Origin of the sequence: Citrobacter sp. Cpo109 (assembly GCF_030332565.1) — a bacterium.
Taxonomy (GTDB): domain Bacteria; phylum Pseudomonadota; class Gammaproteobacteria; order Enterobacterales; family Enterobacteriaceae; genus Citrobacter; species Citrobacter portucalensis.
Genome location: NZ_JAOWHQ010000042.1, coordinates 346,548 through 359,147 on the forward strand (window position 1 = coordinate 346,548; position 12,600 = coordinate 359,147).

Consider the following 12,600-nt stretch of genomic DNA (forward strand, 5'->3'; position numbering starts at 1 on the left):
GAAGATGACGCGACTGGTCATTGTGGGTCATGGCATGGCGGCAACTCGTCTGATTGAGGCGCTTGTTATGTACAAAAACGGCGGCATTTCCGTCACCGTTATTGGTGAAGAGCCGCAGCTTGCCTACAACCGGATCCAACTTTCACCGGTGCTGGGGGGAGAAAAGCCCTTTGCGCAAACTTTGCTTCATCCGGCGCAGTGGTATCTCGATCACGGCGTGACGGTTCTGAGCGATGAAGCTGTGTTGGCCGTTGATGCCACCAGCCGCAGCCTGACCACCACAAAACGGCTTTTGTTCTGGGATGAGCTGGTATTTTCCACCGGATCGTATCCGTTTATTCCGCCCATTCCAGGCGTCCAACAACCGCATGTTCATGCTTTTCGCACGATGCAGGATGTCGAGGTGATTCTCCAGCAGTCTGGGCCAAAGGTGGTGCTGGGTGGTGGCGTTCTCGGCGTGGAGGCCGCGGCAGCCTTACGTCTTCACGGTGACGATGTCACGTTGATTCATCGCGCGGGAAGGTTGATGGAACAACAGCTTGATCAACAGGCCAGCGATCTGCTGCAGGCGCAACTAACAGGACGTGGTATTCGCTGCGAGCTTAGTTCTGGGCTCGTCAGTATCGAAGCCGACTGCGTAACGTTGCTGGATGGCCAGCGTATTGCGGCGGATGGCGTGGTGATTGCCACGGGGGTTAAACCCAATATCTCCCTGGCGCAGGAGTGCGGTGCTGTTTGTCAGCAGGGGATTGTGGTGGATGAACAGCTTCGCACCTCAATGCCCGGCATTAGCGCCGTCGGGGAATGCTGCGAGATTAACGGCCAGACGTGGGGACTGGTTGCGCCGTGCCTGAAACAGGCTGAGGTGTTGGCTGCGCGACTAGCGGGTTTTATCGGTGCCGGATTTGGTTGGCAGGCGAGCGGAACGCGCCTCAAGGTGACGGGAATTGATCTGTTTAGTGCAGGCGTAACGGACACGACGGCGACGGATGCCACCCTGAGCACATACGATCCGCTCAGCGGGCACTATCGCCGCTTGCTGACGCGTGATGGAAAACTCCATGGTGTGCTGCTGATGGGCGATTGCCATAGCGCAGCGCCATTAACCGATTTGCTGGCCCAGGGGGCGACAGCACACTCCGACTGGCTCTTCGACCGCTTTGATACGCAGCCATCGGCTGCAGGACAGATGACGATGACAAAACCGACACTGGCTGTTGTGGGACACGGTATGGTTGGCCACCATTTTCTTGAGCAATGCGTTAGCCGTAATCTGCATTTGCATTATCACATTGTGGTGTTTGGCGAAGAACGTTATGCCGCCTATGACCGGGTGCATCTGTCAGAGTATTTCGCCGGGCGCAGCGCGCAATCACTTTCGCTTGTCGCTGATGATTTCTTTGCCCGTAATGGCATAGAGCTACGTTTGGGGCAATGCGTGACCGAGATCGATCGTGAGATGCACGTCATCCGCAACGCCGACGGACATGAAACCCACTGGGATTCGCTGGTACTTGCCACCGGATCGTATCCATTTGTCCCCCCTGTGAAAGGTGGGGACTCACCCGCCTGCTTTGTTTATCGTACGTTGGACGATTTAGATGCCATTGCAGCGAAAGCGAAAAGTGCGCGCCGCGGGGTGGTGATCGGCGGTGGCCTGCTTGGTCTGGAGGCTGCGAACGCGCTGCGTCAGCTTGGTCTGGAAACGCATGTTGTTGAGTTTGCCGCTAATCTGATGGCGGTGCAGCTGGATAACGCCGGTGCCGCGATGTTACGAGAAAAGATAGAGGCGCTTGGCGTTGGCGTCCACACCGCAAAATCAACCACGGAAATTGAAAGTACCACTGACGGACTGGTACTGCACTTTGCCGACGGCGAAAAGCTGGAAACCGAAATGGTGGTTTTTTCTGCGGGTATTCGTCCGCAGGATGCGCTGGCGCGTCGCAGCGGTTTAGATATTGGCGAACGCGGTGGGATTTGTATCGATAGCCACTGTCGCACGTCAGATGACGCCATTTTTGCAATCGGCGAATGTGCGCTGTGGGAAGGGCGAGTCTTTGGCCTTGTCGCGCCGGGATATCAAATGGCGCGGGTAGTCGCCGCACAGCTGGCCGGAGAAGATGTCAGCTTTAGCGGGGCGGATATGAGCACCAAGCTCAAGCTGCTGGGCGTTGATGTTGCTTCTTTTGGCGATGCGCATGCCCGTACGCCGGGCGCGAAAAGCTATCAATGGACGCATGGTCCTGAGCAGATCTACAAAAAGATCGTCGTCAGCGCAGAGGGCAAAACGCTGTTGGGCGGAGTGCTGGTTGGCGATGCTGGCGATTACGCCACGCTATTGCAAATGATGTTGAATGGGATGCCGCTTCCTGGTCAGCCGGAATCGCTGATCCTGCCCGCGCTGGCGGGCGGTGCGCCAAAAGCGCTTGGGGTTGCGGCATTGCCCGATACAGCGCAAATCTGCTCTTGTCATAACGTCAGTAAGGCCGATATATGCCGGGCGGTAAGTGCTGGTGCGACGGACATTGGCGCCATCAAACAGTGCACTAAAGCAGCGACCGGTTGTGGCGGATGCAGCGCGCTGGTGAAACAAGTGATGGAGCACCAACTTGCGGCCCAGGGCGTTGAGGTCAAAAAGGATATCTGTGAACATTTTCCCTGGTCGCGCCAGGAGATTTATCACCTTGTACGGGTGAACCATATCCATACTTTCGAACAGTTGATTAGCCGTTACGGCCATGGTCACGGCTGCGAAATCTGTAAACCTCTGGTGGGGTCAGTGCTGGCGTCCTGCTGGAATGAGTATCTGCTTAAACCTGCGCACTTACCGCTGCAGGACACGAACGATCGCTATTTTGCCAATATTCAAAAAGACGGTTCCTATTCTGTGGTCCCGCGTATGCCTGCGGGAGAGGTCACACCGGACGGCCTGATCGCCATAGGACAGATTGCGAAACGTTACCAGCTGTACAGCAAAATCACCGGCGGGCAACGGGTGGATCTTTTCGGCGCGCGTCTGGAACAGTTACCTGATATCTGGCGCGAACTGGTGGCTGCGGGGTTTGAAACAGGGCATGCGTACGGGAAGTCGTTGCGAACGGTGAAGTCTTGCGTTGGCTCGACCTGGTGTCGCTACGGCGTACAGGACTCAACGGCAATGGCGGTGATGCTTGAAAATCGCTACAAAGGGTTGCGTGCACCACACAAAATTAAAATGGCGGTGTCCGGTTGTACCCGGGAGTGCGCCGAGGCACAGAGCAAGGATGTGGGCGTCATTGCGACGGATAAAGGCTGGAATCTCTATCTGTGCGGCAATGGAGGAATGAAACCACGCCATGCCGATTTGTTTGCCAGTGATTTAGATGATACCGCGCTGATGCGCACTATCGACCGTTTCCTGATGTTCTACATTCGCACCGCGGATCGTCTGCAACGTACCAGCACCTGGATGGATAACCTGGAAGGGGGCATTGCGTATTTGCGTGAAGTGATCCTCGACGACAGTTTAGGGATTGCCAGTGAACTGGAACAAGAGATGGCGCGGGTTGTGGAAAGCTACCAGTGCGAATGGCAAACCACGCTCAGTAGCCCGCAGCGTCTGGCGCTGTTTCGTTCATATATCAATAGTGATGAGGCGGATGAGACGGTTGCCCGCGCGCCTTTACGCGGGCAACCGCAGTTGGCTAAACCTGCATCCAGGGGCCGTGAGTCATTACCGACAAAACCCTGGCAGGAGATATGCACCCTTGATGCAATCCCTGAGCAGGCGGGTATTGGCGCACGTCTGGGAGATGTGCAAATTGCATTATTCCGCTTTGGGCAGACGATTTATGCCCTTGATAACCTTGAACCCGGTAGCGCTGCGCAGGTGTTATCGCGCGGTATTCTGGGGGATGTGCAGGGTGAGCCGATTGTTATCTCGCCGCTGTATAAACAACGTATTCGTCTGCGCGATGGCCGCCAGTATGACAGCGGAGAACAGGCGGTACGCGCCTGGCCGGTGAAAGTGGAGGCGGGCAAAGTGTGGGTGGGAACTCAGGCGCTGATCCTGCGGGCGGAGGCATCATGAGTGAGACTCGTACAACGTGCCCGTACTGTGGCGTTGGCTGCGGCGTGATTGCGCAGGTAGACAATAATGGCGTCACCGTCAGAGGTGACCCCGAACATCCGGCAAACTTTGGCCGCTTATGCGTCAAAGGCGCGGCGCTGGCTGAAACCACAGGACTTAGCGGCAGGTTGTTGCAACCGATGGTGGATGGCGAAACGGCGAGTTGGTCGCAGGCGCTGGACACCGCCGGTGAACGTCTGCGCGCTATCATCGCTCAGCATGGCCCGCATGCCGTAGCCTTTTATGCCTCCGGGCAACTGCTGACGGAGGATTACTATGCGGCGAATAAGCTGATGAAAGGCTTCATTGGCGCGGCCAATATTGATACCAATTCGCGGCTTTGTATGTCGTCTGCGGTGACCGGATACAAGCGGGCGCTAGGAGCGGATGTCGTGCCCTGCAGTTATGAGGACATCGAATGCAGTGATTTGGTGGTATTGGTGGGATCGAATGCAGCATGGACGCATCCGGTGCTGTATCAGCGTCTGGTGCAGGCGCGTAATGCTAATCCGTCGATGAAAGTCGTGGTTATCGATCCTCGCTGCACCGCAACCTGTGATATCGGCGATCTGCATCTTTCCCTGCTGCCCGGTAGCGATGCTGGGCTGTTTGTTGGCTTACTGAACAGGATTGTGGCTGAGGGTAATGCGCAAAGTGAATTTGATGACGCTGCAGAAACGTTTGCTATTGCGCGCGACTGGTGCCTCGCGCGTGTGGCGCAGTTTTGCGGGCTGGATGTTGCCGATATTGTCACCTTCTATGACTGGTTTATGCGCGCGCCAACAGCCATCACGCTATACACCATGGGCATTAACCAGTCTGCCAGCGGTAGCGATAAGTGTAATGCGATTATTAACGTGCATTTGGCCAGCGGTAAGTTTGGTCGACAAGGGTGCGGCCCATTTTCGCTGACCGGGCAACCCAATGCGATGGGTGGCCGGGAAGTTGGCGGGTTGGCGACGCAGCTGGCGGCGCATATGAATTTTGAACCCCAGGATCTTGCCCGCCTGTCCCGCTTCTGGGGCACTGAAAGGTTGGCGCAGACGCCTGGTTTGATGGCCGTGGATTTGTTTGAAGCGATCGGTAAAGGCGACGTTAAAGCGGTATGGATCATGGGGACAAACCCGGCGGTGTCATTACCGGACAGCCATGCCGTGTGCCAGGCGTTGGCAGCCTGTCCACTGGTGATTGTCTCTGAAGTCGTGGCAGACACAGACACCAGCCGCTACGCGCATATTCGGTTTCCGGCTCAGGCCTGGGGCGAAAAAAACGGTACGGTGACGAACTCAGAACGACGGATCTCGCGCCAGCGCGCATTTTTACCAGCGCCGGGTGAGACGAGGGCGGATTGGTGGATCGTCGCGCAAATAGCGAAACAGTTGGGTTTTGCCCATGCGTTTGGCTGGCAAAGCGCATGGGAGGTATTTTGTGAACATGCGGCGCTTTCCGGTTATGAAAACAGGGGGGAACGTGCATTTGATATCGGCGCGTTAGCGGAGCTGACGCATCAACAGTGGGATGAGATGACGCCGGTTCGCTGGCCAGTGAGTACCGGCTCATCAACGCTAAATTTTTGGCAGGGGTGGCGTGGTAACCAACGTTTACGCCTGGTATCTGTTACGCCACAGGGGATGAAAACTGCCTGTGATGCCCTCTATCCATTGGTGCTAAACAGTGGTCGCATTCGCGATCAGTGGCACACTATGACGCGGACGGGGACGATTTCACGCCTGATGCAGCACATCAATGAACCGCTGGTAGAAATTGCACCAGAGGATACCTATCGCTTAAAGCTGAATGAAGGTGCGCTATGCCGGGTTAACTCCCCGCGCGGCGTAATGGTTGGTAGGGTGACCATTCACCGTGGGCAGCGGCCAGGGAACGTCTTCACTTCAATGCATTGGAATAATCATTTTGCCCGTCAAGGACGGGTAAATGCATTGGTGGCACCGATTTGTGACCCTGACTCTGGACAGCCGGAAAGCAAACAGACAGCGGTGCGCATTATGGCATGGCAGCCCCGGTGGCAGGGAGAGCTGTTTTGTCGCTCCGTGCTGACGTTACCGGGGTTCGTTCACTGGTGGCGCAAAAGTGCTGACAATGCCGTGCGTTATACGCTGGCGGGCGACAGCGATATTTCTGCGTGGCTGCAACAATATTGTGTGACGCAAGGCTGGCAACTTCAGCAGGCGAAATGGGAGCAGGGACTGAATCTGTTGGCCTGGCATGAAGGAAAGCTGATGCTTGGGCTCTGGTCAGCGGCAACGCTGCCGCAGATTGATGATGCGGCGATCCTCTGCGCATTCATGCAAACGCCGGAAAACGCTCAGACTCGTCATGCCCTGTTGGGCGGGAAACCCGGTGGTATTACGGCTGATAAGGGCGCGACTATTTGTAGTTGTTACAGCGTAGGAGAAAAGGCCATTACCCAGGCTATCGCTAACGGTTGTGATACAGTTCAGGCATTGGGAAAAGCGTTACGTTGCGGGAGTAATTGCGGCTCGTGTATTCCGGAACTGAAGACATTACTGGCACAAAAAATTACACTCAATGATTAAGGATATTCCTGAAAATTTGAGAAAAAGCTGCAAAGGGGACGTCGGACAGGTAGGATTTACGCTGTGGTCCCCAAATTCAATGATATAAAAGCCAGTAACGATTTGAGCCGTTTTGTTTGCTGCAGATTTTCTCTTCTCCTACTCTTGCCATTGGCAGGCGGTATTGCCAGCGCACGGACATCTTTTATTTACCAGGCCGAAAACCCTTTCGATAACAATAGTGATGGTTTACCCGATCTCGGTCTGGCGCCGGAGTCGCGGGCAGGCGAAAAGCACTTTGCTGAAATGGTCAAAGCGTTTGGTGAAGCCAGCATGACCGATAACGGGCTTGATACGGGTGAACAGGCGAAGCAGTTCGCATTTGGTCAGGTGCGTGACACGGTCAGCGAACAGGTTAATCAGCAACTGGAATCCTGGCTCTCTCCCTGGGGAAACGCCAGCGTTGGATTGCAGGTGGATAACGAAGGCAGCTTTACCGGAAGTCGGGGAAGCTGGTTTATCCCATGGCAGGACAATCCACGTTATCTTACCTGGAGCCAGTTGGGGCTGACGCAACAGGACGAAGGTTTAGTCAGCAATGCGGGGATTGGGCAGCGCTGGGTACGCGACGGCTGGTTTCTGGGTTACAACACCTTTTATGACAACCTGTTGGATGAAAATCTGCCCCGGGGAGGCCTTGGCGCCGAGGCGTGGGGCGAATACTTGCGCTTATCCGCTAACTATTACCAACCGTTGTCCTCCTGGCAGGAGCGTTCCGCAACCCAGGAACAACGGATGGCCCGCGGCTACGACCTGACTGCGCAAATGCGCATGCCGTTCTATCAACACCTCAATACCAGCGTCAGCGTGGAACAGTATTTTGGCGACCGGGTGGATCTGTTTCATTCCGGAACCGGGTACCACAATCCTGTGGCGGTGAATCTGGGATTGAGCTATACGCCGGTGCCGTTGATTACCGTGACGGCACAACATAAGCAGGGCGAAAGCGGAATCAGCCAGAATAACCTCGGCTTAACGCTGAATTACCGATTTGGCGTACCGCTAAAAAAACAACTGATGGTCAGCGAGGTGGCAAATAGCCGATCGCTGCGCGGCAGTCGTTATGACGATCCGCAGCGTAACAATCTGCCGACGCTGGAATATCGTCAGCGTAAAACATTGTCGGTATTTTTGGCCACGCCGCCCTGGGATCTCAAGTCTGGTGAGTCGGTGGCGCTGAAGCTGCAGGTGCGTAGTTTGCATGGGATCCGCCATTTAACCTGGCAGGGTGATACCCAGGCGTTGAGTTTAACGGCGGGTAGCGATAACCGAAACGTGCAAGGTTGGACGATTATTATGCCGAAGTGGGACAGCAGCGAAGGCGCGACAAACCGCTGGCGGTTGTCTGTGGTGGTAGAAGATGAGCAGGGTCAGCGTGTCTCTTCCAATGAGATCACGCTATCACTGACCGAACCGTTTATTACCGTTTCGGAAAATGATCCTCGTTAGCAATGAAGCATCAACGCGTTATCAGAAAATGCGTTCCTGATGTACCCATACCGCGGCTTCGACGCGTGATTTGAGCTTCATTTTCTTCAACATATGCTTCACATGGACTTTTACCGTACTTTCAGTGATGTCCAGACGACGGGCGATCATCTTGTTCGGCAGCCCCTGGGCAATGAGCTTGAGAATGTCGCGCTCACGCGGTGTCAGTTGGGTGACATCACGGTCCGACGTTGCACGATTAGCACGCAGGCTGGCGGCCAGAACCGGTGTTAAGGCTTCACTCAGCACCATTTCACCGGCCGCTGACTGCTGTAAGGCTTTGAGTAAATCTTCAGGCTCCATATCTTTCAGCAGATAACCGTCAGCACCGCGTTTCAGTGCGGTAACTACGTCTTCTTCATGATTGGATACGCTAAACACAACGATACGGCCCGACAGTGACTTTTCACGCAGCTTATCGAGAGTTTCCAGGCCGTTCATGCCGGGCATGTTGAGATCAAGCAGGATTAGATCGGGATCAAGGGATTCAGCCAGCTCGATACCCTGCTCACCATTGCTGGCTTCGCCGACAACGGTAATATCGGGCGCCATGCTGACAAGCTGTTTTACACCGGTTCGCAGCATCGGATGATCGTCGATCAACAGGATGGTTGCCGGTTCCAGATTACTCATGGGTATCTCCTTGGACTTCTGTGAAGTTTGTTTCGGGAATAAAAGTGACAGCAACTTCAGTACCGCCCGTCTCGCGACGGCGTACGCGGCAATCGCCGCGCAAGCTCTGCGCACGGTCGCGCATTATAATCATGCCGTAGTGGTTACTGCGTTCGGCGTTTTCCGGTACGCCGCAGCCGTTATCTTGCACTGTTAGTTTGACCTGCTTGCCATTTTGCACCACCGTCACGACCACTTCATTGGCCTGAGAGTGTTTAAGTGCATTACTCAGGGCTTCGCGCGCAATTTGTAGCAGGTGAATCGCCTGATGCGAAGGGACCAGGCGTGGCGGTAGCTGATAATCCAGCTTAACCGTAAATCCAAAACGGGCGCTGTACTCCTGACAGCTGGCTTCCAGCGCCGGCCGTAATCCAGGTTCTGTGAGCTGTAAACGGAAGGTGGTTAACAGCTCACGCAGTTGTGCCCACGAAGCATTCAGCTCGTTACGAATCTGGCTGAGCAACTCGCGACAGTTATCTGAAAGCGCATCGCCCTGCATCTGCAAACAGCTAACCTGCATCTTCATACAAGAGAGCGATTGTGCAATAGAATCATGAAGTTCGCGTGCAATGGTGGCACGCTCTTCCATCACGATCAACTGCTGCTGACGCTCCTGATGTCTGTCGAGCGCGAGCGTTGCGGTCAGTTGCTCAACCAGGGTATCAACCAGTTGCTGCTGATCGTGGCTGAGATGGCGTCCGTTCGGCAAGGTGGCGAGCAGAATACCATACTGGGTATGCGCGTCGGTCAGCCGCCATTTCAATGTGATTCCGCCGTCAATCGCGGGCAGCGTTCCGCGAGGACAAAGATGGCAACCTTTCTCATCACAGCTGGCATTGGACTGACAGGTAAATTCCTGATGATTGTCTTCATCTTCCAGGTCGTAAACCCGGAGTTCAATATCATGCAGCAAGGTCAAATTTTGCAGACCATTCAGTACCGGAGAGAGGCGTTCGCACAACGGCACCTGAGAGTGCAGGCGGCGGTTGGCTTGCCACAGAAAAGAAAGGATCTGATTTTTGTGCTCCAGACCCGCCGTTTTCTCCTGTACCCGCTGTTCCAGCACGGCGTAACTTTCGGCCAGTTCTTCCGACATATTATTCAGTGCCGAGCCCAGAGCGGCCATCTCATTACGCCCGCTGATACGCGCGCGTTGGGTAAAATCACGTTGGCTGACGGCTCGCGCCATCGCCAGCAGCTGTTTCCACGGCTCTAACAGGCGCACGCGCAGCCAGATAATGGTGAACACCAACAGCAATGCCATAAATATGGCCATCAGGCGATGCAGCAGGACGACGCGTTCAATGCGTAATTCAGTGGTATGGTCAAAGGCGGTAACCAGCTTATCCAGACCGCCTACAAAGCGCGTCACATCCTGCGTTACCGCATCAGGCGTTTGCGCATGCGCAAGCCCCGGCGCCAGTTCAGTGTGCCAGTAATCCTGTAGTGCTTTTAACTGCGCCTGTTGTCCGTCTCGCTTTGCGGCACGCGTCAACTCCGGGCTAAACGCCGTTTTCTCCATTTCATCCAGAAGCGGTTGATCGCTAGCGTCCAGCGGTACGGCTGCCAGCAGGCGATAACTCTGCATGCGCAGCGATCCCGCTTTGTTGATTGCATGGGCGCTACCCTGAACGCCCTGAACCAGCCAGCCGGAGACAGCCATACCCGCCACGCCGATGGCTGTGGACAATAAAACAATCAGCGCCACCTGGTTGACCAGCGTAAGCGGGGAGAGACAACGTTTAAACATGGTGACTTGTTCCTTCGGGTTTTCGTCGAACAGAAAACCTTATTGAATGACGATTCTGCTGCAGGCAGTGGCGTTATTCTCGGCGATACACTGGAGTATACCCATACCTCAAACGGGCTACCTCTTAATTGCCAGTGGAGGGAGAGATCCTGGCCGAGGGGGAGTAGGGGGCGACAGAAGCGTGAAAAACCACATCTTTTTTACCGAAGTTATGTACTCATTTAGGGTAATGATAAATTTTAGGCATGAATAATGACACCTTTTCCTTTGATTTATATCAACTTACCTCCAGCTGTAAACCCTAATGTTGCAGGCATCGAAACAAGTATCAGAGGTGTCTATGAGTCACTCATCTGCCCCGGAAAGGGCATCTGGAGCTGTAATTACCGAATGGCGGCCGGAAGATCCCGCCTTCTGGCAGCAGCGTGGTCAACGAATCGCCAGCCGTAACCTGTGGATTTCCGTCCCTTGCTTGCTGCTGGCGTTTTGCGTGTGGATGTTATTTAGCGCCGTGGCGGTGAACTTACCGAAAGTCGGATTTGATTTCACCACTGAACAGCTGTTCATGCTGACGGCATTACCTTCTGTGTCCGGCGCGCTGCTGCGTGTTCCGTACTCCTTTATGGTTCCCCTGTTTGGTGGACGTCGCTGGACAGCGTTTAGCACCGGTATCCTGATCATTCCTTGCGTATGGTTAGGTTTTGCGGTGCAGGATACTTCCACGCCGTTTAGTACCTTTATTATTATCTCTCTGTTGTGCGGTTTCGCCGGTGCGAACTTTGCGTCCAGCATGGCAAACATCAGTTTCTTCTTTCCAAAACAGAAACAGGGTGGTGCGCTGGGTCTGAACGGTGGCCTGGGCAACATGGGCGTCAGCGTGATGCAGTTGGTTGCGCCGCTGGTGGTTTCACTGTCAATCTTTGCCGCATTTGGTAGCCACGGGGTTGAACAACCGGATGGTACGCAGCTGTATCTGGCAAACGCCGCATGGATTTGGGTACCGTTCCTTGCGGTGTTAACGCTGGCTGCATGGTTTGGTATGAATGAACTGGCAACCTCAAAAGCGTCGCTGAAAGAGCAATTGCCGGTGCTGAAACGTGGGCATCTGTGGATTATGAGCCTGCTGTATCTGGCAACCTTCGGTTCATTCATCGGTTTCTCTGCCGGTTTTGCCATGTTGTCAAAAACGCAGTTTCCTGAGGTACAGATCCTGCATTACGCCTTCTTTGGACCGTTGATTGGCGCGCTGGCTCGTTCAGCGGGCGGCGCAATCTCTGACCGTCTGGGCGGAACCCGTGTAACGCTGGTGAACTTCGTGCTGATGGCAATTTTCAGTGCCTTACTGTTCCTGACGCTGCCATCAAACGGCGTTGGCGGCAACTTTATCGCCTTCTTCGCGGTGTTCCTGGCATTGTTCCTGACGGCTGGTCTGGGGAGTGGTTCAACCTTCCAGATGATCTCCGTTATCTTCCGCAAGCTGACGATGGACAGAGTGAAAGCTGAAGGCGGTTCAGAAGAGAAAGCAATGCGCGAAGCAGCAACAGACACTGCGGCAGCGTTGGGCTTTATCTCAGCCATTGGTGCGATTGGCGGCTTCTTTATCCCGAAAGCATTTGGTACGTCTCTGGCGTTAACCGGTTCGCCGGTCGATGCGATGAAAGTATTTCTGATCTTCTATGTCGCTTGTGTGGTCATCACCTGGGCGGTGTACGGACGTCATTCTAAAAAGTAAAAAAGCTGTATACACAAAATCATTCGAACTGCATCAAGGCGGCAAGTGAGGATTCCCCTGGAGCTTACTGAAGTATGTGACTGGGGAGAACAAGCTCAGCCAACGCAGAAGCCGTTTGAATGATGACGTGTAGGTTGATTATCCATTGCGCGGTGTTAGACCGCGCTTTTTTTTATCTGTAATTAGTTACAACATACTTAGGTATTGTGAAATGACAACAGCCTGTGAGAACGGTACTCGCAATATGCTAAGC

General features: G+C 54.5%; 6 protein-coding genes. 4 read left to right on the forward strand and 2 right to left on the reverse strand.

Annotated elements, in window-relative coordinates; genetic code table 11:
* Positions 1-4: 4 nt before the first annotated feature.
* The 3 genes from nirB to OGY71_RS03200 all read left to right on the forward strand — a co-directional run bounded on the left by nirB (position 5) and on the right by OGY71_RS03200 (position 8,154).
* On the forward strand, positions 5-4,069 hold the full coding sequence (gene nirB / locus OGY71_RS03190) for a nitrite reductase large subunit NirB (protein ID WP_286612828.1): 4,065 nt from the start codon (positions 5-7) through the stop codon (positions 4,067-4,069).
* Complete coding sequence (locus OGY71_RS03195; RefSeq protein ID WP_286612830.1) at positions 4,066-6,666, forward strand: nitrate reductase; 2,601 nt, start codon at positions 4,066-4,068, stop codon at positions 6,664-6,666. Before nirB ends, OGY71_RS03195 begins: the two co-directional genes overlap by 4 nt.
* Positions 6,667-6,768: 102 nt before the next feature.
* Positions 6,769-8,154 carry a YchO/YchP family invasin gene (locus tag OGY71_RS03200; RefSeq protein WP_200921596.1) on the forward strand — a complete coding sequence of 462 codons (1,386 nt, stop codon included), beginning with the start codon at positions 6,769-6,771 and terminating at the stop codon, positions 8,152-8,154.
* 21 nt (positions 8,155-8,175) lie between these two features.
* Here the strand turns inward: OGY71_RS03200 and narL are convergent, their stop codons facing one another.
* Together narL and narX are read right to left on the reverse strand one after the other, a co-directional pair.
* Positions 8,176-8,826: a two-component system response regulator NarL gene (gene narL / locus OGY71_RS03205; protein ID WP_003833392.1), complete on the reverse strand. Its 651-nt coding sequence runs from the start codon at positions 8,824-8,826 to the stop codon at positions 8,176-8,178.
* Positions 8,819-10,615, reverse strand: coding sequence for a nitrate/nitrite two-component system sensor histidine kinase NarX (gene narX / locus OGY71_RS03210; protein WP_286612832.1), 1,797 nt, complete (start codon positions 10,613-10,615; stop codon positions 8,819-8,821). The genes narL and narX overlap by 8 nt, the downstream gene beginning before the upstream one ends.
* Positions 10,616-10,955: 340 nt before the next feature.
* On the opposite strand from narX, the gene OGY71_RS03215 reads away from it, so the two are divergent.
* Positions 10,956-12,347, forward strand: coding sequence for a NarK family nitrate/nitrite MFS transporter (locus OGY71_RS03215; RefSeq protein ID WP_003833390.1), 1,392 nt, complete (start codon positions 10,956-10,958; stop codon positions 12,345-12,347).
* Positions 12,348-12,600 lie beyond the last annotated feature (253 nt).